The sequence below is a fragment of the Pseudomonas chlororaphis subsp. piscium genome, assembly GCF_003850345.1.
Taxonomy (GTDB): domain Bacteria; phylum Pseudomonadota; class Gammaproteobacteria; order Pseudomonadales; family Pseudomonadaceae; genus Aquipseudomonas; species Aquipseudomonas piscium.
Window position 1 is genome coordinate 3,184,690 of the sequence record NZ_CP027707.1, and the last position, 26,330, is coordinate 3,211,019.

The 26,330-nt window shown below is 63.3% G+C and carries 29 protein-coding genes; 7 read left to right on the top strand and 22 right to left on the bottom strand.

Annotated features, from left to right (window positions below; genetic code table 11):
- Nucleotides 1-3: 3 nt before the first annotated feature.
- From paaD to paaF, 10 genes are all read right to left on the bottom strand, one after another.
- Nucleotides 4-537 (bottom strand): 1,2-phenylacetyl-CoA epoxidase subunit PaaD, encoded by a 534-nt coding sequence (gene paaD, locus C4K38_RS14775; RefSeq protein ID WP_053279006.1) that lies wholly within the window; start codon nt 535-537, stop codon nt 4-6.
- A complete protein-coding gene (gene paaC / locus C4K38_RS14780; RefSeq protein WP_053279007.1) occupies nt 524-1,285 on the bottom strand; it encodes a 1,2-phenylacetyl-CoA epoxidase subunit PaaC in 762 nt (253 codons plus the stop codon). Before paaC ends, paaD begins: the two co-directional genes overlap by 14 nt.
- An 8-nt stretch (nt 1,286-1,293) precedes the next feature.
- On the bottom strand, nt 1,294-1,575 hold the full coding sequence (gene paaB, locus C4K38_RS14785; protein ID WP_007926505.1) for a 1,2-phenylacetyl-CoA epoxidase subunit PaaB: 282 nt from the start codon (nt 1,573-1,575) through the stop codon (nt 1,294-1,296).
- 65 nt (nt 1,576-1,640) lie between these two features.
- Entirely contained in the window at nt 1,641-2,630 is a 990-nt protein-coding gene (paaA, locus tag C4K38_RS14790) for a 1,2-phenylacetyl-CoA epoxidase subunit PaaA (protein WP_053279008.1), read from the bottom strand.
- Nucleotides 2,631-2,807: 177 nt separating this feature from the next.
- Complete coding sequence (gene paaK, locus C4K38_RS14795) at nt 2,808-4,130, bottom strand: phenylacetate--CoA ligase PaaK (RefSeq protein WP_053279009.1); 1,323 nt, start codon at nt 4,128-4,130, stop codon at nt 2,808-2,810.
- Between the two features lie 104 nt (nt 4,131-4,234).
- Nucleotides 4,235-5,440, bottom strand: a complete 1,206-nt coding sequence (gene pcaF / locus C4K38_RS14800) for a 3-oxoadipyl-CoA thiolase (protein ID WP_053279010.1) — start codon at nt 5,438-5,440, stop codon at nt 4,235-4,237.
- The gene (paaI, locus tag C4K38_RS14805) at nt 5,433-5,882 is read right to left on the bottom strand and encodes a hydroxyphenylacetyl-CoA thioesterase PaaI (protein WP_053279011.1); all 450 of its coding nucleotides are present in this window, start codon (nt 5,880-5,882) and stop codon (nt 5,433-5,435) included. Before paaI ends, pcaF begins: the two co-directional genes overlap by 8 nt.
- Nucleotides 5,875-7,392, bottom strand: a complete 1,518-nt coding sequence (gene paaH, locus C4K38_RS14810; RefSeq protein ID WP_053279012.1) for a 3-hydroxyacyl-CoA dehydrogenase PaaH — start codon at nt 7,390-7,392, stop codon at nt 5,875-5,877. The genes paaI and paaH overlap by 8 nt, the downstream gene beginning before the upstream one ends.
- Nucleotides 7,393-7,394: 2 nt before the next feature.
- Nucleotides 7,395-8,186, bottom strand: a complete 792-nt coding sequence (paaG, locus tag C4K38_RS14815; protein ID WP_053279013.1) for a 2-(1,2-epoxy-1,2-dihydrophenyl)acetyl-CoA isomerase PaaG — start codon at nt 8,184-8,186, stop codon at nt 7,395-7,397.
- A 51-nt stretch (nt 8,187-8,237) separates the two neighbouring features.
- Nucleotides 8,238-9,011, bottom strand: a complete 774-nt coding sequence (gene paaF / locus C4K38_RS14820) for a 2,3-dehydroadipyl-CoA hydratase PaaF (protein ID WP_053279014.1) — start codon at nt 9,009-9,011, stop codon at nt 8,238-8,240.
- A 359-nt stretch (nt 9,012-9,370) separates the two neighbouring features.
- Between paaF and paaY the strand changes: the two genes are divergently transcribed.
- Nucleotides 9,371-9,967, top strand: coding sequence for a phenylacetic acid degradation protein PaaY (paaY, locus tag C4K38_RS14825; RefSeq protein ID WP_053279015.1), 597 nt, complete (start codon nt 9,371-9,373; stop codon nt 9,965-9,967).
- Between the two features lie 86 nt (nt 9,968-10,053).
- Nucleotides 10,054-10,977 carry a phenylacetic acid degradation operon negative regulatory protein PaaX gene (paaX, locus tag C4K38_RS14830; RefSeq protein WP_053279016.1) on the top strand — a complete coding sequence of 308 codons (924 nt, stop codon included), beginning with the start codon at nt 10,054-10,056 and terminating at the stop codon, nt 10,975-10,977.
- A 272-nt stretch (nt 10,978-11,249) separates the two neighbouring features.
- On the opposite strand, the gene C4K38_RS14835 is transcribed toward paaX, so the two are convergent.
- Nucleotides 11,250-11,516, bottom strand: a complete 267-nt coding sequence (locus C4K38_RS14835) for a hypothetical protein (protein ID WP_009048883.1) — start codon at nt 11,514-11,516, stop codon at nt 11,250-11,252.
- A 351-nt stretch (nt 11,517-11,867) separates the two neighbouring features.
- Here C4K38_RS14835 and C4K38_RS14840 point away from each other — a divergent pair, with 351 nt between their 5' ends.
- The gene (locus C4K38_RS14840; protein ID WP_025809039.1) at nt 11,868-13,193 is read left to right on the top strand and encodes a sigma-54 dependent transcriptional regulator; all 1,326 of its coding nucleotides are present in this window, start codon (nt 11,868-11,870) and stop codon (nt 13,191-13,193) included.
- Nucleotides 13,194-13,255: 62 nt separating this feature from the next.
- Here the strand turns inward: C4K38_RS14840 and C4K38_RS14845 are convergent, their stop codons facing one another.
- The 9 genes from C4K38_RS14845 to C4K38_RS14885 all read right to left on the bottom strand — a co-directional run bounded on the left by C4K38_RS14845 (nt 13,256) and on the right by C4K38_RS14885 (nt 21,477).
- A complete protein-coding gene (locus C4K38_RS14845; protein ID WP_053279017.1) occupies nt 13,256-14,548 on the bottom strand; it encodes a fibril amyloid transporter FapF in 1,293 nt (430 codons plus the stop codon).
- Between the two features lie 45 nt (nt 14,549-14,593).
- Nucleotides 14,594-15,340, bottom strand: a complete 747-nt coding sequence (locus C4K38_RS14850; protein ID WP_053279053.1) for a fibril amyloid subunit FapE — start codon at nt 15,338-15,340, stop codon at nt 14,594-14,596.
- 44 nt (nt 15,341-15,384) lie between these two features.
- Complete coding sequence (locus tag C4K38_RS14855; RefSeq protein ID WP_053279018.1) at nt 15,385-16,065, bottom strand: fibril amyloid maturation endopeptidase FapD; 681 nt, start codon at nt 16,063-16,065, stop codon at nt 15,385-15,387.
- A 63-nt stretch (nt 16,066-16,128) separates the two neighbouring features.
- On the bottom strand, nt 16,129-17,190 hold the full coding sequence (locus C4K38_RS14860; protein ID WP_053279019.1) for an amyloid-like fimbrin subunit FapC: 1,062 nt from the start codon (nt 17,188-17,190) through the stop codon (nt 16,129-16,131).
- A gap of 62 nt (nt 17,191-17,252) precedes the next feature.
- Complete coding sequence (locus tag C4K38_RS14865; RefSeq protein WP_053279020.1) at nt 17,253-17,831, bottom strand: fibril amyloid subunit FapB; 579 nt, start codon at nt 17,829-17,831, stop codon at nt 17,253-17,255.
- A gap of 1 nt (nt 17,832) precedes the next feature.
- Nucleotides 17,833-18,294, bottom strand: coding sequence for a functional amyloid chaperone FapA (locus C4K38_RS14870; RefSeq protein WP_038579222.1), 462 nt, complete (start codon nt 18,292-18,294; stop codon nt 17,833-17,835).
- Between the two features lie 354 nt (nt 18,295-18,648).
- A complete protein-coding gene (locus C4K38_RS14875) occupies nt 18,649-19,173 on the bottom strand; it encodes an AAA family ATPase (RefSeq protein ID WP_053279021.1) in 525 nt (174 codons plus the stop codon).
- Complete coding sequence (gene pnuC / locus C4K38_RS14880) at nt 19,170-19,736, bottom strand: nicotinamide riboside transporter PnuC (RefSeq protein ID WP_053279022.1); 567 nt, start codon at nt 19,734-19,736, stop codon at nt 19,170-19,172. Before pnuC ends, C4K38_RS14875 begins: the two co-directional genes overlap by 4 nt.
- Before the next feature lie 106 nt (nt 19,737-19,842).
- A complete protein-coding gene (locus C4K38_RS14885) occupies nt 19,843-21,477 on the bottom strand; it encodes a methyl-accepting chemotaxis protein (protein ID WP_053279023.1) in 1,635 nt (544 codons plus the stop codon).
- Between the two features lie 284 nt (nt 21,478-21,761).
- On the opposite strand from C4K38_RS14885, the gene C4K38_RS14890 reads away from it, so the two are divergent.
- Entirely contained in the window at nt 21,762-22,592 is an 831-nt protein-coding gene (locus C4K38_RS14890; RefSeq protein ID WP_053279054.1) for an undecaprenyl-diphosphate phosphatase, read from the top strand.
- Nucleotides 22,592-23,017, top strand: coding sequence for a DUF1294 domain-containing protein (locus C4K38_RS14895; RefSeq protein ID WP_053279024.1), 426 nt, complete (start codon nt 22,592-22,594; stop codon nt 23,015-23,017). Before C4K38_RS14890 ends, C4K38_RS14895 begins: the two co-directional genes overlap by 1 nt.
- On the opposite strand, the gene C4K38_RS14900 is transcribed toward C4K38_RS14895, so the two are convergent.
- Nucleotides 23,014-23,358, bottom strand: a complete 345-nt coding sequence (locus C4K38_RS14900) for an MmcQ/YjbR family DNA-binding protein (protein ID WP_025809028.1) — start codon at nt 23,356-23,358, stop codon at nt 23,014-23,016. The two genes, C4K38_RS14895 and C4K38_RS14900, sit on opposite strands and share 4 nt — an antisense overlap.
- A 23-nt stretch (nt 23,359-23,381) precedes the next feature.
- Entirely contained in the window at nt 23,382-24,290 is a 909-nt protein-coding gene (locus C4K38_RS14905) for a LysR substrate-binding domain-containing protein (protein ID WP_053279025.1), read from the bottom strand.
- Nucleotides 24,291-24,419: 129 nt separating this feature from the next.
- Here C4K38_RS14905 and C4K38_RS14910 point away from each other — a divergent pair, with 129 nt between their 5' ends.
- Both C4K38_RS14910 and C4K38_RS14915 read left to right on the top strand, forming a co-directional pair.
- Complete coding sequence (locus C4K38_RS14910; protein ID WP_053279026.1) at nt 24,420-25,031, top strand: FMN-dependent NADH-azoreductase; 612 nt, start codon at nt 24,420-24,422, stop codon at nt 25,029-25,031.
- A gap of 260 nt (nt 25,032-25,291) precedes the next feature.
- Complete coding sequence (locus C4K38_RS14915; RefSeq protein WP_053279027.1) at nt 25,292-26,329, top strand: alpha/beta hydrolase family protein; 1,038 nt, start codon at nt 25,292-25,294, stop codon at nt 26,327-26,329.
- The last annotated feature ends 1 nt before the right edge of the window (nt 26,330 follow it).

Genomic DNA, 26,330 nt, shown 5'->3' on the forward strand with positions numbered 1-26,330 from the left:
GCGTCAGATGCACTTGAAATAGTCGAACGGCTCCAGGCAGTCCCGGCAGCGATACAGCGCCTTGCAGGCGGTCGAGCCGAACTCGCTGAGCTGTTCGGTGTAGGCGCTGCCACATTGCGGGCAGCGGATGGCGGCGCTTTCGCCCAACAGGCTGCGCTTGCTGCTACTGCCCACGGGCGGGGCGATGCCGTAGGCCCGCAGCCGTTCGCGGCCGCTGGCGGTGATCCAGTCGGTGCTCCAGGCCGGGGTGAGCTGGCGTTGCAGCCGGGGCGCGGAAAACCCGGCGAGCTCCAGGGCGGCGCGGATATCGCCCTCGATCACCTCGGTGGCCGGGCAGCCGGAGTAGGTCGGGGTGACCACCACCTGCAGGTGGCCGTCGTGCCAGTCGAGGCCGCGAACGATGCCCAGGTCCACCACGCTGACCACCGGCACCTCCGGGTCCATGACCGCGCCCAGGATGTTCCAGGCGGCTTCCAGGTCGCCCGGTTGCTGGGCACGGGCGCCGCGGTCGCTGGAAATCAGCTCACCAGGTCGCATCGGGGTAAGCTCGTGGCAGCGCCTGCATTTCCGCCAGCAGAATGCCCAGGTGTTCGCTGTGCAGACCGCGGCGAGCGTCCAGGTAGAAATGGCTGGGGGCCGGTGGCAGGGGCAGGGTGGCGCTGGCGAAGATCCGCGTCACAGTGGCCTGCCAGGCGCTGGCGACCTGTGCGGGATCGGCGATGAGGCCGGCGCCGTGCAGGTGGTTTTCGCTGTCGTCGGAGCTGATCAGCTCGACGGTGAAGCGCCAGAGCAGGGGAATCGCCTCCAGCATGCGTTGGTGGCTGTGCTCGGTGCCGTCGCCCAGGCGCTCGACCCATTCGCTGGAGCGACGCAGGTGATAGGTGACTTCCTTCACCGCCTTGGCGGCGATCCCGGCGATGCGCTCGTCGCTGGACTGGGCCAGGCCCTTGAGCACTTCCAGGTGCCAGGCGTCGTAGAGAAACTGCTTGAGCAGGGTCACGGCGAAATCGCCGTTGGGCTGTTCCACCAGCAGCAGGTTGCGATAGGCCCGCTCGTCGCGGCGGAACGCCAGGTGGTCGGCATCGCGGCCGTCGTCCAGCAATTCGGCGGCGTAGTCCAGCCAGTTGCGGGCCTGGCCCACCAGGTCGAGGCCGACGTTCATCAGCGCCAGTTCTTCTTCCAGGGCCGGCGCGCGGCCGCACCACTGGCACAGGCGCTGGCCCTGGACCAGGGCGCTGTCGCCCAGGCGCAGCAGGTATTGGATCAATTCGCTTCGCGTGTTCATGGTCGACCTCACATGTGCCCGACTTCGGCCGGCAGCTCGTAGAAGCTGGCGTGGCGATAGACCTTGTCGTCCGCCGGGTCGAACAGTGGGTCCTTTTCATCCGGGGACGAGGCGACGATCAGCGCCGAGGGCACCACCCACAGGCTCACGCCTTCGCTGCGGCGGGTGTAGAGCTCGCGGGCGTTCTCGATGGCCATGGCGCTGTCGGCGGCGTGCACGCTGCCGACGTGCTTGTGGTTGAGCCCGTGCTTGCTGCGCACGAAGACTTCGAAGAGGGTCCATTCAGACATAAGGGTGACTCCACATCAGGGGCTGAAGCGGTGTAGCCCTGGCCGCGGGTTGCCGCGGCCAGGGTTCACGCGGCGTTTTTATTGGTTTTCTTGCGAGCGTGGGCGACCGCGGCTTCGCGGACCCAGGCGCCGTCCTCGATGGCCTTGCGCCGGGTGGCGACGCGTTCCTGGTTGCACGGGCCGTTGCCCTTGAGCACTTCGTAGAATTCGTCCCACTGGATCTCGCCGAAGTCGTAGTGGCCGCGCTCGGCGTTCCACTTCAAGTCCGGGTCCGGGCAGGTGCAGCCGAGCAGCTCCAGCTGCGGGATGGTCTGGTCGATGAAGCGCTGGCGCAGTTCGTCGTTGCTCTGGCGCTTGATCTTCCAGGCCATGGACTGCGCGCTGTTGGGCGAGTGTTCGTCGCTGGGGCCGAACATCATCAGCGCCGGCCACCACAGGCGGTCGATGGCGTCCTGGACCATGTCCTTCTGCGCCTGGTTGCCCTCGCGCATCAGGGTCAGGAGGATTTCGTAGCCCTGGCGCTGGTGGAAGCTCTCTTCCTTGCAGATGCGCACCATGGCCCGGGAGTAGGGGCCGTAGGAGGTGCGTTGCAGCACCACCTGGTTGACGATCGCCGCGCCGTCCACCAGCCAGCCCACCGCGCCCATGTCGGCCCAGTTCAGCGTCGGGTAGTTGAAGATGCTCGAGTACTTGGCGCGGCCGCTGTGCAGCTTGGCGATTTCCTCGTCGCGGTCGGCGCCCAGGGTTTCCATCGCGCTGTACAGGTACAGGCCGTGGCCGGCTTCGTCCTGGATCTTGGCCATCAGTTGCAGCTTGCGCTTGAGGGTCGGGGCGCGGGTCACCCAGTTGCCTTCGGGCAGCATGCCGACGATTTCCGAATGGGCGTGCTGGGAAATCTGCCGGATCAGGGTTTGCCGATAGGCATCCGGCATCCAGTTCTTGGCTTCGATCTTGATTTCCGAATCGATTTTCTCCTGGAAGGCGCGCTCCTGTTCGGACATCTCCGAACGGGGCTTGATGCTTTTGACTCCGGTCTCTACCAGCTGTGCGTACATGGTGCGTCTCCTGCCGTGAAGGATTGCCTGGGCATGGAGAACTTTATATGTGATACAAAAATAAATATCAAACACAAAATAACGTGTCGCATGTGTTTTTGTATCGCTTTGCCTGGCGAGGGCTTTCCCGCGGGTAAAAAAAAGCCCCGCCGAAGCGGGGCTTTAAGCGCGAAAGGCTTATTTATGACGGTTGTCCACCACGTGGCTGGCCTTGCCCTCGGAGCGCTTGAGGGAAAAGGCCGGGCGTAAAACGATACGCGAGCTGATGCCGATATAGGTCTTGATGTGCCGGCTCAGTTCGTCGCAGATGGCTTTCTGCTGCTCGCCGCCCAGCTGCTGATGCTCGTTCTTGAGCTCCACATGCACCTCGACGCTGTCGAGGTTGCCGTTGCGGTACAGGTGGATCTCGTAGCATTCGCAGAGTTGCCGGACCTTGAGCACCTGCTCCTCGATCTGCGTGGGGAACACGTTGACCCCGCGAATGATCAGCATGTCGTCGCTGCGCCCGGTGATCTTGTCGATACGCCGCATGGGGCGCGCGGTACCGGGCAGCAGGCGGGTCAGGTCGCGGGTGCGGTAGCGGATCATCGGCAGGGCTTCCTTGCTCAGCGAGGTGAACACCAGCTCGCCCATCTGGCCATCCGGCAACACCTGGCCGGTCACCGGGTCGATGATCTCGGGGTAGAAGTGGTCCTCCCAGAGGGTCGGCCCGTCCTTGGTCTCGGCGCACTCCATGGCCACGCCGGGGCCCATGATTTCCGAGAGCCCGTAGATGTCCAGAGCGGTGATGCCCAGGCGCTGCTCGATGGCGCTGCGCAGTTCGGCGGTCCAGGGTTCGGCGCCGAATATCCCCAGGCGCAGGGCGAGCTTTTGCGGGTCTATGCCCTGGCGCTCGATCTCGTCGGCGATGTTGAGCATGTAGGAGGGCGTGACCATGATGATGTCCGGCTGGAAATCCTTGATCAGTTGCACCTGTTTTTCGGTCTGGCCGCCGGACATCGGAATCACCGTGCAGCCCAGGCGTTCGGCGCCGTAGTGCGCCCCCAGGCCACCGGTGAACAGGCCGTAGCCGTAGGACACATGGACCTTGTCGCCACGCCGGCCGCCGGCGGCGCGAATCGAGCGCGCGACCACCCTGGCCCAGGTGTCGATGTCGTTCTGGGTGTAGCCGACCACCGTCGGCTTGCCGGTGGTGCCGCTGGAGGCGTGCAGGCGCACCACGTCCTGGATCGGCACGGCGAACATGCCGTAGGGGTAGTTGTCGCGCAGGTCGGACTTGCTGGTGAACGGGAACTTCGCCAGGTCCTCCAGGCTGCGCACATCGTCCGGGTGCACGCCCAGCGCGTCGAAGCGCTGACGGTACAGCGGCACATTCCGGTAGGCGTGGTTCAGGCTCCAGCGCAGGCGTTCCAGCTGATGCTGGCGCAACTGGTCGACGCTGGCGGTTTCCAGCGGGTCCAGCAGGGGATCAAGCACGGCTTTGGCAATTGGCATGTTCATGGCTTCACTCGAATTATTGTTGTGTTGCGACCCGCCGGCGGGCGGGTCTTGAGTGCCTGCGCCCAGGATACCCGTGGGGGCTCCGGGCGCGGGTGTATCTGGTCTTAAAGTCGTTCGACGATCAGGGCGATGCCCTGGCCCACACCGATGCACATGGTGCACAAGGCGTAGCGGCCCTGGCGCTGCTCCAGCTCGTGCAGCGCGGTGGTTACCAGGCGCGCGCCGCTCATGCCCAGGGGGTGGCCCAGGGCGATTGCACCGCCGTTGGGGTTGACCCGCCCGTCGTCGTCCGCCAGGCCCAGCTCGCGCAGCACCGCCAGGCCCTGGGCGGCGAACGCCTCGTTGAGTTCGATCACGTCCATGTCCGCCAGGCTCAGCCGGGCCAGCTCCAGCACCTTGCGCGTGGCCGGCACCGGGCCGATGCCCATGATCCGTGGCTCGACCCCGGCGGTGGCCATGGCGACCACCCGACCACGAGCCTTGAGGTTGTAGCGTTGCGCGGTCGCGGCATCGGCCAGCAACAGGGCGCAGGCACCGTCGTTGACCCCCGAGGCGTTGCCCGCGGTGACGCTACCGCCCTGGCGGAACGGCGTACCGAGCTTCTGCAATTGTTCCAGGGTGGTGTCGCCCCTTGGGTGTTCGTCGTGCTCGACCAGGGTTGGCGGGCCTTTGCGCTGGGGGATGGGCACCGGGACTATTTCCCTGGCCAGGCGTCCGCTGGCTTGCGCCGCTGCGGCCCGCTGCTGGCTGCGCAGGGCAAAGGCGTCCTGATCGGCGCGGGAAATACCGAACTGCGCGGCGACGTTCTCCGCGGTTTCCGGCATCGAGTCGATGCCGAAACCTTGCTCCATCAGCGGATTGACGAAGCGCCAGCCAATGGTGGTGTCGAACAGCTCGGCCTGGCGGGAAAACGCGGTCTGCGCCTTGCCCATCACCAGCGGCGCGCGGGACATCGATTCGACGCCGCCGGCCAGCACCAGCCCGGCCTCGCCACAGCGCAGGGCGCGGGCGGCGGTGCCGATGGCGTCCAGGCCGGAGCCGCACAAGCGGTTGAGGGTGGTGCCGGGGACCTCCACCGGCAACCCGGCCAGCAGCGCCGATATGCGCGCCACGTTGCGGTTGTCTTCGCCGGCCTGGTTGGCGCAGCCGTAGATCACTTCGTCGACCCGGCTCCAGTCGACCCCGGGGTGACGCTGCATCAGGGCGCGCAAGGGTATTGCCCCCAGGTCGTCGGCGCGCACGCTGCTCAGGGCGCCGCCGTAACGGCCGATCGGGGTGCGGACTGCATCGATGATCAGGGCATCATTCATTGGAGGTCTCCTGCGCCAGCACCGGGCCGCGCACTTTGTAGGATTTGCCGTGGAACAGGGCGATCAGCACGCCATGCTGGTTTTCGATCCGCACGTCGTAGTTGCCGGTGCGGCCGCTACGGCTTTGCTCGATGCAATCGGCGGTCAGGGTGTCGCCCAGGCGGGCCGGGGCGATGTAGTCGATGCTGCAGCCGATGGCCACCGTGGCTTCGTCGTAGGTATTGCAGGCCAGGGCGAAGGCCGAGTCCGCCAGGGCGAACAGGAAGCCGCCGTGGCAGGTGCCGTGGCCCTGCAGCATGTCTTCGCGCACGCTCATGCCCAGTCGGGCGGCGCCGGGCGCCACCGACAGCAGGCGCATGCCCAGCGCCTGGCTGGCGTTGTCGCGTTTGAACAGGCTCTGGGCGCACGCGCTGGCCAGGCTCATGGCAGGGTGATCAAGCATGCAGCGTCCTCCCTTCGGCAACCCGGCGGCGCAACAGCAGGGACGGTCGATAACGTTCCTCACCGTAGGCGGCCTGCAGGTTTTGCAGGACCTCGAGCACCCATGGCAGGCCCAGGCGATCGGCCCAGGCCAGGGGGCCTTCGGGGTAATTGACCCCGGCGCGCATCGCCAGGTCGATGTCCGCCGCCGAGGCCACGCCTTGCAGCAAGGCGTCGGCGGCCTCGTTGGCGAGCATTGCCACCGTGCGCAGAACCAGCAGCCCCGGGCTGTCGCTGAGCTGGCTGACCTTGAACCCGGCACGCTGCAACAGCGCCACCGCCTGGTCGCGGGCCTGTGGGCTGGTGCCGGCGCAGCAACTGATGGCCAGGCGTCCGGCGCTGGCATAGTCATGGGCCAGGTCCAGCAGGATCAGGTTGCTCAAGCCTTGGTCGCGGGCGCGCTGGCTGGCCAGGCGCCCGTCGCTGACGACCAGCACCGCGTCGCCTATCCGCAACAGGCCATGGCCGTCACGTTCGATCAGGCGCACGCCGGACTCGCGCAGGCGTTGCAGCAAACCTTGGGCAACCCCCAGGTCGCCCTCGATCACGCAGTGCTCGATGGGCTGGTCGCTGTGCAGTTCGACAGGGGCCGGGCGTTCGGCGCCCTCGGCGTAGGTATAGAAACCCTGGCCGCTCTTGCGGCCGAAATGCCCGGCATCCACCAGTTCCTGCTGAATCAGCGACGGCTGAAAGCGCATGTCGCCGTAATAGGCCTCGAATACCGAGCGGGTCACTGCATGGTTGACGTCGTGCCCGATCAGATCCGTCAGCTCGAAGGCGCCCATGGCAAAACCACCGGCCTCGCGCAGCAGGGCGTCGAGGGTGGCGTAGTCGCCGGCGCCTTCCTGCAACAGGCGCAGGCTTTCGGCGTAGAACGGCCGGGCCACGCGATTGACGATAAAGCCCGGTGTGGAGCGGGTGTGCACCGGCTTTTTGCCCCAGCGGGTAGCGGTGTCGTACAGGCACTGCGCCAGTTGCCGGTTGCTGGCCAGCCCCGAGACGACCTCGACCAGTGGCATGACCGGCGCCGGGTTGAAAAAGTGCAGGCCCAACAGGCGTTCGGGGCGTTTCAGGCCGGCGGCGATGCGGGTGATCGACAGCGAAGAGGTGTTGCTGGCAAGGATGCAGCTGTCGCGGCACAGGCTTTCCAGTTGGCGAAACAGCTCACGCTTGGCCTCGAGGTTCTCGGCGATGGCTTCGACGATCAGTTCGCTGTCGGCCAGTTGCTCGATGGATTCGGCCGCCTGCAGCCGGGCCATGGTTGCCCTGTGCGTCTGGGCATCGAGCTTGCCGTTGGCCACGCGTTTGGCGAGTTGCCGGTCGATGCCGGCTATGGCCTGCGCCGCGGCGCCCGGGCGGTTGTCCAGCAGCCATACCGGGTGGCCGGCCTGGGCTGCGACCTGGGCAATGCCGGCGCCCATCGCGCCGGCGCCGATCACCGCGACACGGGCCTGGGATGTCAGTGCGCTCATGTTCAGCGTCCCTTGAAGGTCGGTGTGCGTTTGTTCATGAAGGCACTCACGCCTTCGCGGTAATCCTCGCTGCGCCCGGCCAGGCGTTGCAGGTCTTTTTCCAGTTCCAGCTGTTCGTCGAAGCTGTTGTTCAGGCTGGCGTTGAGGCTGCGCTTGATCAGCGCCAGGCCGTAGGTCGGCTGGGTGGCCAGGTGGCGCGCGAGCTTGAGGGCTTCGTCACGCAGTTCGGCATCTTCGACGCAGCGATAGATCAGGCCCCATTGCTCGGCCTGTTCGGCCGTCAGGCGATTGCCCAGCAAGGCCAGGGCCTTGGCCCGCGCCATGCCGACCAGGCGCGGCAAGGTCCAGGTGCCGCCGGAGTCGGGGATCAGGCCGATCTTGCAGAACGCCTGGATAAAACTCGCCGAACGGCCGGCCAGCACCAGGTCGCAGGCCAGGGGAATGTTGGCCCCGGCCCCGGCGGCCACGCCGTTCACCGCGCAGATCACTGGCAGCGGCAGGTCGCGCAACTGACGGATCAGCGGGTTGTAGAAGCGTTCGATGGACTCGCCCAGGTCCGGTACCTCCGCGCCGGGCGCCACATTGCGGTCGCCCAGGTCCTGGCCGGCGCAGAAACCACGGCCTTCGCCGGTCAACAACAGCACCCGGGCCTCGGGGTTGGCGCGCAGTTGCTTGAGCGCTTCGCGGACCTCGCCATGCATCGGCGCATTGAAGCTGTTGAGTTGCTCGGGGCGGTTCAGGCTGAGGAGGGCGACGCCTGCCTCGACGGAAAACAGGATGTGTTCGAAGTTCATGGTTCTGGCGCTCTCTGACTGATCGTGTGAGTCGTTGGCCGCTATGCCGGCCTAGTGGCCGGTGAAGCTGGGCCGGCGTTTTTCCTGGAAGGCGCGGATGCCTTCCTCGCGGTCGCGGGTGCCTGCCAGCACCGTGAAGGCATGGCGCTCGAAGCGCAGGCCGCTGGCGAGGTCGGTGTCCAGCGCCTTGAGCAATGCCTCCTTGGCCAGCCGCAAGGCCAGCGGCGCCTTGCCGGCGATCAGCCGCGCCAGTTGCAGGGCGCGCTCGACCGTGAGTTCCGGCTGGGTGACCTCGCTGACCAGGCCGGCGCGCAAGGCATGGCGGGCATCGATCGACTCGCCGCCGAGGACCATCTGCATGGCCAGGGATTTGCCGACCGCCCGCAGCAGGCGCTGGGTGCCGCCGGCACCGGGCATGATTCCGAGGTTGATTTCCGGCTGGCCGAAACGTGCGTCCTCGCCGGCGATCAGGATGTCGGCGTGCATGGCCAGCTCGCAGCCGCCGCCGAGGGCAAAACCGTTGACCGCAGCTATCAGTGGTTTGCTAAAGCCGGTGATCTGCTGCCAGGAAGCCTGGCGCGGGTCGTTGAGGATGCCGGTGAGGTCGCGCTCGGCCATTTCATTGATGTCGGCGCCGGCGGCGAATGCCTTGCGGCTGCCGGTCAGCACCACGACCCGGGTCTCGTTATCGGCCTGGGCGGCGTCCAGGGCGGCTGCCAGTTCGCCGAGCAATTCGGTGGTCAGGGCATTCAGGGCGGCGGGGCGTTGCAGGGTAATCAGGCGAACGCCGCCGTCGAGGCTTTCGACAGCAAGGGTTTGAGGCATGGCGGATGCCCTCGGGGTGCACGCTCGGCGCAGGGCCGGGTCATTATTGGATCGGCTGGGGAGCCGGTTTTCGCCGAGTATATCGCCAATACGATACATAAATGCAACGTAAAAATATTATTAGTGTGTCTTTATTTTTAGTGTTTGGTCGGTCGCGCCAAGGTAGAGATAGGTAGGAAAGTCGGTGGTTTCCATGGTTTTATTGGGATTTATGCCCGTTGTCTGGCGGCTCTCACTGTGCAGAGACGTGATACTGATTTTCCACTTTTTCGTTTAGATTTGATGTGATACAAGATAAATCCTGATCGGCATCGCTTTGCGCAATGTGTCGACTTGCCGCCCTAGCCAAGGAGTACCTCATGACCTGCTACAGCCTCGACGGCCTGACCCCGGTGGTCCATCCCAGTGCTTATGTGCATCCGTCCGCGGTGCTGATCGGCGACGTGATAGTCGGTGCCCACTGCTACATCGGTCCGCTGGCCAGCCTGCGCGGTGATTTCGGGCGGATCGTGCTGGAGGAGGGGGCCAACCTGCAGGACACCTGTGTGATGCACGGTTTTCCCGACAGCGACACGGTGGTCGAGCGCAACGGTCATATTGGCCATGGCGCGGTGCTGCATGGCTGCCGGATCGGCGCCGATGCGCTGGTGGGGATGAACGCGGTGGTGATGGACAACGCCCGCATCGCGCCACGCTGCTTCGTGTCCGCGGCGGCGTTCGTCAAGGCCGGCTTCCAGTGTGAGGAGCAGTCGCTGGTCATGGGCGCCCCCGCCAGCGTCAAACGCCGCCTCAGCGATGAAGAGCTGCACTGGAAGCAGGCCGGCACCCGTGAATATCAACAACTGGCCAGGCGCTGCCTGGAGCAGATGCAGGCCTGCGAGCCGCTCGCGGAACCGGAAGCCAATCGCCCGCGGATCAGTGACAGCGGCCTGCGCCCGAAAAATACCGGGCAGTGAACGGCCAAGGCGCATGGAGAGCGCGGTCCAGGCCACTCGAAACCGGCGAAACCCGGTATATTTCTTCCTTTTTGTCCGGTACGCCCATGTCGTCCCTAGCACCCCTGAATCACCTCGTGACCCGTTTCCAGGAGCAGACGCCGATTCGCGCCAGTTCCCTGATCATTACCCTGTACGGCGATGCCATCGAACCCCACGGCGGGACGGTGTGGCTGGGCAGCCTGATCCAGTTGCTCGAACCCATCGGCATCAACGAGCGGCTGATCCGCACCTCGATCTTCCGTCTGACCAAGGAAGGCTGGCTGACCGCCGAGAAAGTCGGGCGCCGCAGCTATTACAGCCTGACCGGTACCGGTCGCCGACGTTTCGACAAAGCCTTCAAGCGGGTCTACAACGCCAGCGTGCCGGCCTGGGACGGTTCCTGGTGCCTGGTGATGCTGTCGCAGCTCGGCCAGGACAAGCGCAAGCAGGTACGCGAAGAGCTGGAGTGGCAAGGTTTTGGCGCGATTTCGCCGGTGGTGCTGGCCTGTCCGCGCAGCGATCGGGCGGATATCAACGCCACCCTGGTGGACCTCGGCGCCCAGGAAGACACCATTCTGTTCGAGACCACCGCCCAGGACGTGCTGGCCTCCAAGGCGCTGCGCCTGCAGGTGCGCGAAAGCTGGAACATCGACGAACTGGCGGCTCATTACAGCGAGTTCATCCAGCTGTTCCGGCCGCTGTGGCAAGTGCTGCGCGAGCAGGAGCAGCTGCAGCCGGCCGATTGTTTCCTGGCGCGCCTGCTGCTGATCCACGAGTACCGCAAACTGCTGCTGCGCGACCCGCAGCTGCCGGACGAACTGCTCCCTGGCGACTGGGAAGGGCGGGCGGCGCGCCAGCTCTGCCGCAATATCTATCGGCTGATCTACGCCAAGGCTGAGGAATGGCTTAACGACGCGCTGGAAAACGCCGACGGTCCGCTGCCCGATGTGGGAGAAAGTTTCTATCGGCGTTTTGGCGGTTTGAAGTAAGGCGTTTTCAAGACGCAGCCCTCGTCCAGGAAAAACTCGAGTATCGGGGGAGCCTGGCGAGGGATGTGCAGATACTAAAGTGCCACGTCAGGCGCGGACTAAGGCTGTAATAAAGAGGTTTTAACGAATGTCTGAATACTCGCCTTGAAACAGGCGGGGGAAGGGCAAGTCAGGCAGGGAAAGTTGAACTTTCTGCAAACTGGCTAAAGTGCGGCTATATCAACTGCGACAAAATAACGCAGATCACCCGAAGGTGATCCGCGTCCGTGTTCTTACTCTGGCATGGCCCAGGATTGCAGTTTGTAACCTTCCTGACTCAGTTCGGCGCGGGCCTGTTTCAGCAGGTCTTCCAGTTGCGCCGGGTCGGAGTAGGCGCTGCTTGGAATCTGTTTGCGGCCAATACGGGTATTGGTGCGGTCGATGACGGTCAGGCTCAGTTCGCCGTTACCGTCTTGTGGGGCCCAGGCGACGCATTGGAATGGCTGGAATGCGCGGTCGGCGATCAAAAGTGCTTCGTTGATACGGAGCGGGGCGTTCATGGGGTCTTCTCTCTATGTGCCCAATCAAATGATGTGCCGTCGGTTGGGCTTACCGTTCGGCTGGTTACTTGTACTGATGTCTCGAACCAGGGATCAGGTCACATAGAAAGACCAGAATTTACAACTTTTGTTCACACCCGCGATGCAGAGCCTTCTTTTGAAAGCTGAATGAAAGATTGGCGCACGGAATTAAACCGGGCTTTTGGATCCATCTAAGGGTTAGTCCAAATGGTGATTGCCGCTATAAACAATCGATACAAGACCCCGTCAAGTTATTGCTAATGTTACAGCCAGGTTCGCCAAACTATTGTTTCTCATAACTTTTCCTATTTTTGGCGCCAAGGAACAGTCATGCTTGAAGCGACCGCCCAACGGCGTCTGTTAGTGGTAGACCCGTGCGACGATTGTCATCGTCTGCTGCCTGGATTACGCACGGTGGGCTGGGATGTCGACAGTTGTGACCTGGAAGCGGCCGTCGATCGTGGCTGTGACGTCGGCTTGCTGCGTTTGCAGCCGTTTCACCTGGAGCGACCGGAAGCGGTCAAGGACCTGATCAGCCGCAGCGGTACCGAGTGGATCGCGGTGCTCAGCCCGGACGTGCTGCGCCTGCAGAAGGTCGGCGATTTCGTCTGCGAGTGGTTTTTCGATTTCCACACCCTGCCGTTCGATGTCTCGCGGGTCCAGGTGACCCTCGGACGGGCTTTCGGCATGGCCCGCCTGCGTGGCCAGGGGCACATCCATGTCGCTCAGCCCGAGCATGAGTTGCTGGGCGACAGCCGACCGATCCGCGACTTGCGCAAACTCTTGAGCAAACTGGCGCCCACCGAGTCGCCGGTGCTGATTCGCGGCGAAAGCGGTACGGGCAAGGAACTGGTGGCCAGGACCCTGCACCGACAATCGCAGCGCCACAGCAAGCCCTTCGTGGCGATCAACTGCGGGGCGATCCCCGAGCACCTGATCCAGTCCGAACTGTTCGGCCATGAGAAGGGCGCGTTCACCGGCGCTCATCAACGCAAGGTCGGGCGTATCGAGGCGGCCCATGGCGGCACGCTGTTTCTCGACGAAATCGGCGACCTGCCGCTGGAGCTACAAGCCAACCTGTTGCGCTTCCTGCAGGAAAAACACATTGAACGGGTGGGCGGCAGCCAGCCGATTCCGGTGGATGTACGGGTGTTGGCGGCGACTCACGTCGACCTCGAGGCGGCGATCGACAAAGGGCGCTTTCGCGAAGACCTGTATTACCGCCTGAACGTGTTGCAGGTGGTTACCGCACCATTGCGCGAACGGCATGGCGATATCGGCATGCTGGCCAGCCATTTTTCCCACTTCTATAGCCTGGAAACCGGGCGCCGGCCGCGCAGTTTCAGCGAGGACGCACTGGTAGCCATGGGCAAGCACGACTGGCCGGGCAATGTCCGCGAGCTGGCCAACCGGGTGCGACGCGGCCTGGTACTGGCCGAGGGCCGGCAGATCGAGGCCCGGGACCTGGGGCTACTGAGCCCGCAGGCGAGCATCGCGCCCATGGGCACGCTGGAGGACTACAAGCACCGGGCCGAGCGCCAGGCCCTGTGCGATGTGTTGAATCGGCACAGCGACAACCTGAGTGTCGCGGCCAGGGTGCTGGGCGTATCGCGCCCGACCTTCTACCGTTTGCTGCACAAGCATCAGATCCGCTAGGGCGGTGCAACGAAAAGGCCCGCGGCGAGGTTATCGCCGCGGGCCTTTTTTACGCCTGTGGTTTAGAAGTAGTAAGGGAATTTCAAGCTGAAGGTGAAGTCCGGCGCATCGTCGGTCAGGCCGATGGACAGGTTGGGCACTATGGTCAGGTTGTCGGTGGCCGCCACGGTCATGCCGACGTTGAAGTAACCGGCGTTGGCATCGCTGGACACCACGGACTGCCAGTCGCCGCCATCTTCCTTGAGCTTGCTCTTGCGCTGGACCAGGTCCGAGAAGGAGAACGACATACTCATCTTCTCGTTCAGCGCGAAGGCGATGCCCATGCCAATCTGGAAGCTATCGCCGAGCTTGACCTTGCCCGGGGTCTTCTGGTTGACCGTGGAGCTGATGTCGTCGAAGGATTCTTCCAGGTTATGGGTGTAGGAGAGGGTACCGAACAACACCGCCGGATCGAAGGTCTTGACCAGCGTGATTCCGGGGGTGACCGACCAGACGCCGTTACCGGTCGGCAGGTCATCCGGGACGAACAGGTTGGTGTTGTCCTGGACCTGGCGCAACTTGATGCCGAACGGCTCTTCGCCGGTCGGCGCCTTGACGCGCAAGGTCAACACCGCGTCCGGGGTATTGATCGACTCGTCGAGGAATTTGTAGGCGATACCGAAGTTCACGTCGCCGAGGCTCGGGTCGTTGGACACGCTCTTTTCGCTGGTGACGCCCGCCGCGCCGTTCTGGGCGCCGCCGGACTGGTAGGTCGACTCGCGGTAGATCACCGGCACGTTGACGTCGAACTGCCAGCGGTTGTCCAGGTTGTAGCGGGCCGTGAGGTCGAGGGTCCAGTTGTCGGCCTTGATCCGGTCCAGGTTGATGTTGCCGAGGAAGATCGAGTCCAGCGCCAGGAAGCCGTTGAGAATCAGCTGCCGGGTGTCATAACGGGAGTAGGTCAGGCCGGTCTCGACACTGAACTTGCCGCCGCCGAAGAAGCCGCTGGCCTCGTCGTACAGGTTGGACACGCTCTGTGCCGGTTGCGAATCATCCTTGAGCGATTCCCCGTAAGAGCTGCCGCCGGCCGGGGTCGGGCCTTTGCTCGTGGTCCCGGCCACCTGCTGGTTGCCACGCATGTCCGCTGGCGACTTGGCCAGGCGTTTCGGTGGTGGCGCCGCCGGTTGCTCCTCGACCTGGCGTACCCGTTGTTCCAATACCGCCAGGGCTTTCTGCTGCACTTCGTAACGTTGCTTAAGCTCCAGTAATTCTCGTTTCAGGGACTCTACGTCGGCATCTGGCGCTGCCTGCAGCAGTGCAGCCGGGAAGAGCGTGCTCAAACATACAATTGCGCGCAGCGAGACTGATCGATACATGAATAAGCCGTCCCTTTGAGCCTAATGATCGAGAATCAGCGTAGTTCAATATCCCAGATTGCGAAGACCCTTGAGCTGAGTCAGGTTGCAGTCCAAAGCGCCGGTGCTCGCCCCGTTATTGTTGAGTACCACGTTCAGTTGGGTCAGGTTGCTGACCAGGTTGCTGTCGCCCAGCAGGCGGGTGTTCTGCAGCAAGCCGCCCTGGGCCACTTGTTGCAGGGCCGAGCCCTGGTTGTTATTGGCCTGGATGGCCATCTGGATGCCACCACCGGTGGCGGACACGGCCACGCTGCCCGCGGCATTGCTGCCGCTGATGGTTTGCCCGCTCATCAGCAGCTGGCCTTGCGCCGGCAGCAGCGCTGGAGCATGGCTGGCTTCCTTGACGTCGATGGAAACGTTGTTATAGGCGCTATTGCCATCGCCCGCCGCGCGTACGCTCTGGGTCACCCCCTGGGTGGTGGCCAGGCCCGCGCCGCCGATCACGTTGCCCGAGCCTTGGGTCGGCGTCGAGCCGTTGCCGGCTTCCTTGATCGTGGAGACATAGAATTCCGGCTTGATCGTCGATTGCTGGATCTGCATCGAGGTCGTGGCCCCGATCAGATCGCCCGAGGCGTTGCGCCAGGTGCTGCTCATGACAATGCCGAAGCTGATGATCCGCCCTGGCATGACGTAGCGACCACGGAGCTCGGAGAGTTCCTGGTCCTTGATTTCTATAGGCTTGAACCCTGCATAAGCGTACGCAGGAACACTGGTTACCAGGCAGGCGACGGCCAGCCAGTACGCGCTTTTCATCTGCTGCTCCCGGAGCATCCTGCCCCTTTATCCTTAGGGCGACCCTAGAAGAAGTCACTCTGAATGAAACCGAATTCCATCAGTTCTGCGTCTTTGACCGGGTTGAAGGTATCCAGCTTGTTCTTTGCGGTCAGCGGGTTGGGCGGGTCGAGCAAGGCGTTGGCCTTGTCGTAGCCGGGGCCGACGATGGCGAAGACGATACCGTTCCAGCCTTTGACAAAGTCTTCGTGGGAGTAGCGTTTATGGCCGAGGACAGGGTCGCCGATATAGACCCAGTCTTTCTGTGCCCGCTGCATGACCACGAAGTGCTTGTAACCACGAATGTCCATCAGTACCACCACCGGAATGGAAACCGCCTGCAGCTTGTCGGGAGGTATCCGGTAGCCCCGGGCGCGCATGCCGATGCTTTCCAGGTAGCGCTTCATGTCCAGCATGGAGAAACCCTGGGTGCGCACAAGGTCCTGGTCAGCGGTGGCCAGCATGCCTTTGATGACGTGCTCCTCATCGACGTCGAGCCAGTAGGCCTGGCGCAGTACCGTCGCCAGCGCGGCGGCGCCGCAGCTGAAGTCGGTTTTCTGCTCGACCAGGTCGGCGAATTTTCGCTCCCGCACGCTCTGCACCTGCTTGTACACCAGGTTTCCGCCCGGCAGCACGGCCACCGGCATCTGTGCGGCCTGAGCCAGGCCCGTCAGACAAAGCAAAAGGGAGAAGGTCGCAATTCGCATGATCGCTACGCCTTGTGAGACTGTGGAAAAGCCCCGTTTCCGGGGCTTTCGTCACTATCGTGATTACAGGCAGGCTCTGCAGCCGGCAGCGATGGACAGCGAGTTGCTTTGTTGGTTGCCGACACCCGCCGAGACGTTGGCGCCGCCGTTGCCGGAGAAGCCGTTCATCGAGCCAGACATCGACGCGTTGTTGATCACAGGGTTTTTCCAGCCGTCTTTGGTCAGCACTTGCTTCGTCCAGACGCCGGAAAGTTCGATCGTGCCTTGTTCCTTGAAGGTGAATTTCTGATCGTCGTTATCGTGGCCGCCACGACGATCGTCGTTGTAGCCATGATGACCACCGCCATGGTGATCGTCGTCGCCTTCGATCTTGCCGTAGCCAGTGCCTTTGTAGGTGCCCTTGGCGGAGAAAGTGCCTTCAAGAGTGTCTTTTTTGTAGGTACGTACACCCTTGTTGTCCACGTCCAGGCCAGTGGAGGTCTGGTCGGCCGAAGCAGACGCGGTCGCTACGCGTCCGCCGGATACGGCGATTGCCAGGTTGTTTTTCTGTTGGTTGAAGTCGCCGGCGGTGACGTTGATGCCGATGTTGCCGGAGCCGTTGTTGCCTGCATTGTCGAGTGTTGCGTTGTTTTGCGTGGACCAGTTTTTCACCGTGTTGTTGGTGTTGGTCTGGGTCGCGCTGGAGGTGGCTACCGCGCTGCCGAAGATGAAGCTTTCATCGGCGGTGGCCAGGGCGACGGCGTTGTCTTGTTGGTTGCCGTCGCCGGCAGCCACGTTGGCGCCCATGTTGCCGTTGGAGTTGTTCATCGAGTTGCTGGCGTCGGCGTTGTTGTTGGTGCCGCGGTTGCTGACGCTGTTGCCCGAGCTGAACTGCTCATCGGTCACGTTGGCCACAGCGCCGGCGGTGATTTGCAGCTTGGTTTTGAGGTCCAGACCGTCGTTGCCTCCATGACCGCCATGGCCACCGTGACCGCCGTGGTGACCATTGTGACCGCCATGGCCACCGTGGCCGCCATGACCACCGTGACCTCCGTGGTTGTCGTCATTACCACCTGCATGTGCAGCGATTGCCATCACTGCGGCAAGTGCAAAAACCAGTGGCTTGAGAGCCATTGTAGGTTTCATGGTGTTTCTCCGTGCTTATTAGTTGGTTAAGTGTTGGTACTTTCCAATCGCACTGCTGCGGGTCAGTCAGCGACCCGTATGCTCAGGGTGTTAGCCATTCGGTTCCCCACCCCGGCACTCTGGTTCACCTGAATCACTCCCCGGCTGCCGGTGAAGGCCTGGTCGCTGGTAACGACCTGGCGGCTGCCTTTGGAAGCCTCAGTTGCTCCCGAGCCTGGTAACAGCGCCACGTTCTGCTGGGACAGGACGCTGTCGTCGATGCTTTGCGGCTGGGCACTGATGCCCACCCGCATTGCGTTGACCATTTGGTTGTTGGCGCCGGCTCCCTGATTCACGCCCAGGACCCCGTTGCCGTTGCTGAAAGCGTTGCCGCCGATGCTGCTGGTGGCGTCGATCGCGCTGCTGGCCGGCGTGTCGAGTTTCTGCCGGACCACAGTGGTGGCCTGGGCGTCGGTGCCGATGGCGATGGCGCGTGTGTTGGTCTGTTGCTGCTGGTCGCCGGCGGCCTGGTTGACGTTGAAGTTGCCGTTGTAGCGGGCGCCGGAGTTGTGCAGGGTGGCGGTGTCCACCGCCTGGATGCCTGGGTCGGCCATCACCGAAGCGCAGCCGAACAGGGCAAGCCATACGAGGGTACGAGTCATCTCATTGGCCTCCGGCCAGTCTGCCCAAAGGAGCCAGGCCAGAATTCAGCGAGCGGTTGATGGTGCCGGAGATGGCGCCACCGCTGCCGCCGCCGTGGCCGGCGCTCATGCCGGCCATGCCATTGGGGTTGGTGACGGTGTTCAGCCCCTGCAGGTTGACGCCGTTGGGCATGACGCTGCTGCTGATCGTGGAACCGCTGCTGACCCCGGCAAAATCGCCGTCGCTCAATTCGGTGTTGCTGGTCATCTGTTTGACCCGGGCCGATGGGTTGGCATTGACGGTGGTCGGGTAGGGATCAGGATGCAGCGGAGGGCGGCCGACGGTATGAGGTTGAACGTCGCGGTCGAGAACGATCCTGCCGTCCCTGATATCGCCGGCAGCCTGGACCGGGAGGCTGAGCAGCGAGCTGATGGCACAGCCGATCAGTAGCAGGCGAGTCAGAGCTGAATTGAGATTCTCCACGGCAGCATTCCCTTCTTTTGTCGCTGGCCTTAGCCAGCGTTGCGAGGGAGAGAGCAGAAGCCGTGCCGCTTTTTGATTGTTTCAAAAATTCAACAGGTTACGAATAACCAGGGGTGTTGCCGGGGCAGGAGTGTTTCAACGATGAGACCACTACGGCCTTAAACAGCCCGGTACTACCGTGGCGAGGCTCTGGAACGGGGGGCTCGCGCTGGTTTGTATCGGCGCTTTAACAGATGGCCGAAGGACAATGAGAAGCCCTTTGATTTGGCCCTTTTACGCAGCGGCGGGTGTTTCAGGAATGGACATTTTTGTCGCTGGCAGGGGCGAAAAACCGCGGACAAGAAGAGTATTCGGCTAACCCTGAAGTAAGCGCTCGACCAGCTCGAATGCCCGTTGCCGGCGGGCTTCCCAGTCGCCGCGAATCACTTCGAAGGGCTGCTGGTGTTGCACCAGCCAATCACCGGTGGCCTTGAAGAAGGCCAGGCGTTCGCTCCGTTCGGGTTGGCAGCGCTGGCCGTCGTTGCTCCAGCCGACATCTTCCGGGGAGAGTAGCAGGTGCAGGTCGTAGCAGCGAGCCAGCAGCTCGGGTTCCAGCCAGTCCGGGCAAGTGCCGAACAGGGTCTGGCTCCAGAGCATATTGCTCAGCAGGTGAGTGTCGAGAATCAGCAACGACGGGTGTTGCGCCCGGGCCTGGTCTTCCCAGGCCAACTGGCCGCGGGCAATCTCCGGGATATCCGCCAGGCAGGTATCGCGCCGGTTCTGCTCGATGAAATGGCGGACGTACTCGCCCACCTGAATGCCACCGAAGTGCGCCTGCAAGTGGCCGCTGAGCCAGCTTTTGCCGCTGGACTCGGGGCCGGTCAGTACCAAGACCTTCATGCCGGGCGCAACGCCGGATCGGCCCGCCAGGCGCGCCAGCCCTGCACGGCCAGCAGGGTGAACAGCCCGTACAGCGCCGCTGTCAGGTACAGGTCCTTGTAGATGAACAGGCCGACAAAAATCACGTCGACGGCAATCCACAACGGCCAGCACTGCACGCGCTTCTGCGCCATCCACCACTGCGCCACCAGGCTGAAGCCGGTCAGCGCGGCGTCCAGCCAGGGTTGCGCGGCATCGGTCCAATGGGCCATGGCGGCCCCCAGCAGCAGGCTGCCGATGGCCCCGAGGCTCAGGCCGAACAACATCGAGCGGGGCGCCAGCAGGCTGACCGGACGCCCCTGATGACTGGCGCCGCCGCGGGTCCATTGCCACCAGCCATAGAGTTGCAGGGCGGCGTAGATCACTTGCAGCAGCATGTCCGAATACAGCTTCACCTCGAAGAAGATCCAGCTGTACAGCAGCACCATGACCAGGCCGATCGGCCAGCACCAGGGGTTCTGTCTGACTGTCAGCCAGACGGCGATCACGCCGAGTGCAGCGGCGAACAGTTCAAGCCCGGACATGAAAACTACCTGGAAGCGGAGGAGGGTGCGGATTGTAACCAGAAGCGGCCTTGTATGTTAGTGAAGGCCGGCAACCGTGGCGGGGCGAACCCCGCCACGCACAGCCTCAGACCCGGAACTGGCGCAACAGGCCGTTGAGCTGCTCGCTCAGCTCCTTGAGGTGCAGGCTGGCGGCACTGGACTGCTCGGCCGCCAGGGCGGTGCTGTGGGACAGGCCGGCGGCCTGGGTCACGTTCTGGTTGATGTCTTCCACCACATGGGCCTGTTGCAGGGTGGCGCTGGCGATGGAGGCATTCAGCCCGTTGAGATTGCGCAGGGCCTGGCCGATGGCATTCAGGCTTTCCCCGGCCAGCCCGGCTTGCTCGATGGTCTGCTGCGAAGCCCGGCTGCTGTCGCCGATGACTTTCACCGCGGCTTCCGAGTGCCCTTGCAGGCGCTCGATCATCGACTGGATCTCGGCGGTGGACTTCTGCGTCCGCTGGGCCAGCAGGCGTACCTCATCGGCCACCACGGCAAAGCCACGACCCTGTTCGCCGGCACGGGCGGCTTCGATCGCCGCGTTGAGCGCCAGCAGGTTGGTCTGCTCGGCAATGGAGTGGATCACCTCCAGCACGCTGCCGATCTGGGTGCTTTCCTGGGCCAGGGTGCGAATCACTTCCACCGCCTGGTCGATGGTGGCCGAGAGCCGGTCGATCTGTTGCAGGCTGCCGTCGATATTGACCTGGCCCTGCTGGGCCTGGGCTTCGGCGTCGCGCATCTCGCTGGCGGCGTGTTCGGCATTCTTCGCCACGTCCTGTACACCGTAGGTCACTTCGTTGATGGCGGTGGCCACCAGTTCCATCTGCTGCGATTGCTGCTGGCTGCGCTCCTGGGCCTGGCTGGCGTTGCTGCCCAGGTCGGTGGAGGATTGCGCCAGGGCGCTGGCCGACACCTGCAATTGGCTGACGACAAGACGCAGCTTGGCGGTGAAACCGTTGAAGTGGCGGGCCAGTTCGGTGACTTCGTCCTGGCCGTGGGTGTCGAGGGCGCGGGTCAGGTCGCTTTCGCCGCTGGCGATGTTGGCCATGGCGTGCACGGTTTCCTGCAGCGGGCGGACGATGCTGCGAGCGATCAACAGCACCAGCAGGGCCATGATCAGGGCAATGGCGATGCCGACGGCCGAGGCTTTCACCACCTGGCTGCGGAACTCGGCCTGCACGTCATCGATGTACACCCCCGAACCGATGATCCAGCCCCAGGGCTGGAACAGCTGGACATAGGAGGTCTTCTGCACCGGCTCGCTGGCGCCCGGTTTCGGCCAGCGATAGTTGACCATGCCGGCGCCCTTGGCCTTGGCGATGGCCACCATTTCGTTGAACACGGCAAAGCCGTCCGGGTCGCGAATGGCCGAGAGGTTCTGGCCGTCGAGCTTGGGGTTGGTCGGGTGCATGACCATGACCGGGGTCAGGTCGTTGATCCAGAAGTAGTCGCTCTGGTCGTAGCGCAGGCCGCGTATGGCGCTCAGCGCCTGCTTCTGCGCCGTCGCGCGATCGAGGCTGCCGGCGCTTTCCAGGCCCTGGAAATAAGCCAGCACGCCGTTGGCGGTCTGCACCACATGTTGGGTCTTCTGGGCCTTGGCCTGGTACAGGTCGTCGTGGATCTGCTTGAGCATCAGCATGCCCAGGGTCATCAGCATCAGTACCGCCACAATCAGGATCAGCCACAGCCGGCGGCTGATCGACATTCTGCGTAAGCTGTTCATGAATCTGTCACTCCCGATTGTTGTTCTTGTAATGGAAACACCCTGTACATCCGTCATGCGCTCCTTGCAGTCAGGTCCAGCCGATTCTCTCAACGCGACAGCGTTTATCGAGTATGTCTGCTAGGATTTCGGCCTCATCGCGAAAAACCTGAATCCGGCTGATTTTTCACGGAATTTTCAAGCGCGATGATGATCCTATTGCGGCTGCGAAGTCGCGACGCACGCGTCAGTGAACATTGAAGAAAAACTAAGAGGCATGCCGCGGCATGACCTTCGGGGGATTGATGGAGCTTTGGACCGCCGTACAGGCATTGATTTTAGGGATTGTGGAAGGGCTGACAGAGTTTCTGCCCATCAGCAGTACAGGCCACCAGATTATCGTTGCAGACTTGCTCAACTTCGGTGGCGAGCGCGCCATGGCGTTCAACATCATCATTCAGCTGGGGGCCATTCTCGCGGTGGTCTGGGAGTTTCGCCGCAAGATTCTCGACGTGGTCACCGGCCTGCCGACCCAGCGCAACGCCCAGCGTTTCACCATCAACCTGCTGATCGCCTTCCTGCCCGCCGTGGTGCTGGGGGTGATTTTCGCCGACCTGATCCACGAATACCTGTTCAACCCGATCACTGTCGCCACGGCGCTGGTGGTGGGTGGCGTGATCATGCTCTGGGCCGAACGCCGGCAACATGAAATCCACGCCAACACTGTGGACGAGATCAATTGGAAAGATGCCTTGAAGGTCGGTTTCGCCCAGTGCCTGGCGATGATTCCAGGCACCTCGCGCTCGGGCTCCACCATTATCGGCGGCCTGCTGTTCGGTCTGTCGCGCAAGACCGCCACCGAGTTCTCGTTCTTCCTGGCCATGCCGACCATGGTCGGTGCCGCGGTCTACTCGGGTTACAAGTACCGTAACCTGTTCCAGCCGGACGACCTGCCGGTGTTCGCCATCGGTTTCATCACCTCGTTCATCTTCGCGATGATCGCGGTCAGGGGCCTGCTCAAGTTCATCGCCAGCCACAGCTACGCGGCCTTTGCCTGGTACCGCATTGCCTTCGGCCTGGTGATCCTCGCCACCTGGCAGTTCGGCTGGGTCGACTGGACCGCGGCCCATTCCTGATGGACGCACGCAACCCGAACCGCCCCGGCAACGTCGCCGGGGCACGGATCCAGCAGCCACGGCTCAAGGCAGTGATGTTCCTGCTGCTCTGTGTCTTGCCCTTGTGCGGTTCGCTGCTACTGGGCGTGAAGGAGATTTCCTGGATACCGCTGGCGGCCTACGGCGCGGTCAGCGTGCTGACGTTCTTCCTCTACTGGAGCGACAAGCGCAAGGCCCGCAGCGACAGCTGGCGGACCCCGGAAAACGTCCTGCACGCCGTGGAGCTGGCCGGTGGCTGGCCAGGCGCCTTGCTGGCGCAACAGGCGTTTCGCCACAAGACCCGCAAGCTCTCCTATCAACTGGTGTTCTGGCTGATCGTGCTGCTGCACCAGGTGTTCTGGATCGACCGGCTGTTTCTTGACGGCAGCCTGTTCTCGTTGTTCTAAAGCAACAGGCCGACCTGTACCCGCTTGGGCAGCTTGCTCACCACCAACTGGTGCGAACGCTGCAACAAGTCCCGCAGTTCGCCGGCGCCCAGCGGGTAGGGCGTCTGCATGATGATCCAGTGCGCCCGGGCCAGGTACGGCGCCGGCGCGATGCCGGGGCGGTCGACATGGCCGAGGAACAGCTCCTTGTCCACCTTGAACGCCAGTGACTCGCCCCGCAGGTTCTGCAGGGCGAACATCTTGTTGCCGGCCACGGAAAACACCCGCACACCGCCCCATTTGTAGTCTTCGCGCGCGCCCGGCAAGTCCAGGCAGAATTGCGCCACATCCGCTTCAGTCATGGTTTTTTCCTTTTGTCGCGCTGTCACAGTGTGCGGTCCCCGCAGCCTTTGAAGGCTTCGCTGACATGCTCGATCCAGGCCCTTACCGCTGGCAATACACCGCGCCGGTGAGGGTAGACCGCCTGCAGCCAACCGCCAGGCAGCGACCACTCGGGCAGCAGTTGCACCAGTTGCCCGGTCTGCAGTTCTTCCTCGCAATACATCATCGGCAGGATGGTACAGCCAAGGCCGGCGAGGGCGCAGGACCGGCGCACGAGAAAGTCGTCGATGCCCAGGCGCGCCTCCAGGACCAGGTCGCATTTCTCGTCCTGGGCATTGAGCATGCGTAAATGCACCATGCGATCGGCCTCCAGGGCGCCCAGAACCGGCACTTTGTGCAGGTCTTCGGGAGTGTGGATCGGCCATTCCCGGGCGAACGCCGGGCTGGCGACCATCACGGTCTGTGCCTGGCGCAGGCGCCGGGTCACCAGCAAGGGATCTTCGTCGCCATGCTCGCGAACCCGCAGCGCCACGTCGATGCCTTCGGCGACCACATCGACCCGGCGGTTGAGCAGCTGCATGTCCAGCTGGACCTGGGGATATTGCTCGAGAAAGGAGCTGATGACGATCGGCAGCATATGATGGGCCAGGCCGACCGGGCAGGACACCCGCAGGCGCCCGCGAGGTTCGCTGGACATGCTGGCCACGGCCTCGTCGGCCATTTCCGCTTCCAGCAGCATGGCCTGGCAGTGGCGCAGGTAACGTTCGCCGACCGCGGTCAGCTTCAATTGCCGGGTGGTGCGTTGCAGCAGCCGGGTGTGCAGCCGTTCTTCCAGCTCGGCAATACGCCGCGACAAACGGGATTTGGGCACCCCGAGTAAACGCCCGGCGGCGGCGAAACCACCGGCTTCCACCACCTTGGCGAAGTAATAAAGATCGTTGAGGTCTTGCATAGAATGACTCGACTGTCCCGCTGATGGGACAAACTATCGCATTTGTGCCGACTAATCAGCTATTGGTTTCATCTGTAGGATTGTCCTCAATTGATCGCCTGGTGGCGATCCTCACTTGGAGAATCCCAGATGAAACTGTTGCATATCGATTCGAGCATCCTTGGTGACAACTCGGCTTCCCGTCAGCTGAGCGAAAGCGTGGTCAAGGCCTGGAAAAACGCCGACGCCAGCGTTGAGGTGACCTACCGCGACCTGGCCGCCGACGCCATCAGCCACTTCAGCTCCGCCACCCTGGTGGCCGCCGGTACCCCGGCCGAAGTGCGCAACGCCGCCCAGCAGCACGAAGCCGAGCTGAGCGCTTCGACCCTCGCCGAATTCCAGGCCGCCGACGCCGTGGTGATCGCCGCGCCTATGTACAACTTCACCATCCCGACCCAACTCAAGGCCTGGATCGACCGCATCGCCGTTGCCGGCCAGACCTTCCGCTACACCGAAGCCGGCCCTGAAGGCCTGTGCGGTGGCAAGAAAGTCGTGGTGGTTTCCACTGCAGGCGGTTTGCATGCCGGCCAAGCCACTGGCGTGGCTCACGAGGACTACCTGAAGGTGCTGTTCGGCTTCCTCGGCATCACCGATATCGAATTCGTCCGCGCCCACGGCCTGGCTTATGGCGACGAAGTCCGCAACAAGGCTTTGAGCGACGCCCAGACGCAAATCAGCGAGCAACTTTTCGCTGCCGCGTAAGGCTTGTGTAAAAGTCGCTTACGCCCCAGGCAACGCCCTTTAAACTCTGTATTCTGATGCCCTCCAGGCAGCGGAATACGGAGTTTTTCGTGTTCGCGCTGTTTATTCTGGCGCGGGTTATGCAGGGCGCGGGTTATACAGTTAGTGGGTCATGCGTTGGTTTGACCCGGCCCCGATAACTTCAGGTATCAGGCCAGCGAAACCCTGGCCAGCGAAGCAATGAATTGGCGTTTTCATCAGGTAGGGAAGGTGGTGCATCCATGATGCGTCTTTGGGCAATGTCACTGATCTGCCTGCTCGGCGGCCCGATTATCGTGCACGCCGCGCCCGCGCCTCATCCGCACTGGAGCGTGGGTTTCCACGAGATGAGCTTTCTCGACCCGCTGGACCAGCAGCCGATGCGCGCCATTGCCTTCTATCCCTCCACCGGCATCGAGCACCACAGCAAGGTCGAGGGCTATCAGATTGCCGCCTCCCGGGATTCGAAGATCGCCATCGGCCGTTTTCCGCTGTTGATGCTGTCCCACGGCAATACCGGCACACCGTTGGCCCTGCACGACCTGGCCACCTCGCTGGCGCGCAAGGGCTTCGTGGTGGTGGCGGTGATTCATCCGGGCGACAACTACAAGGATCACAGCCGGCTGGGCACCCTGAGCAATCTCTATGGCCGGCCGATCCAGATTTCCGAAGCCATCACCGCGACCCTGGCCGACCCGATGCTGTCGCCGTTCGTCAATGCCGGGCAGGTCGGGGTCATCGGTTACTCCGCCGGCGGCGAAACCGCGCTGATCCTGTCCGGGGCGACCCCCGACCTGGACCGCTTGCGCCGCTACTGCCAGGAGCGCCCCGACGATCATGATGCCTGCAATACCCAGGGCGAGCTGATCGTCGATCGCGACGACTTGCAGCCAGTCGCCGATCCGCGGGTCCAGGCCTTGCTGCTGATGGCGCCGCTGAGCCTCAAGTTCGGGCGGCAGACCCTGTCCGGCGTGCATGTGCCGGTGCTGCTGTACAGCGGCGACGTCGACAAGCTGGTGGCCCTGGACAAGAACGCCGCGGCCCTGGCCCGCAAGCTGCCGGTCGCGCCGGACTTCAAGCTGTTGGCCGGGGCCGGGCACTTCGTGTTCATGGCGCCGTGCACCGAGGAGCAGTTGCTGAGCATGCCGGCCTTATGCACCGACGCCGATGGCGTCGACCGCGAGGACATTCACCGCAATCTGATTGCCGAAGCCGGCCGCTTCTTTGCCCACGCCCTGGGCAAGCCGAGCCGGGCTGGGATGCAGACCGCGGATCAGTGAT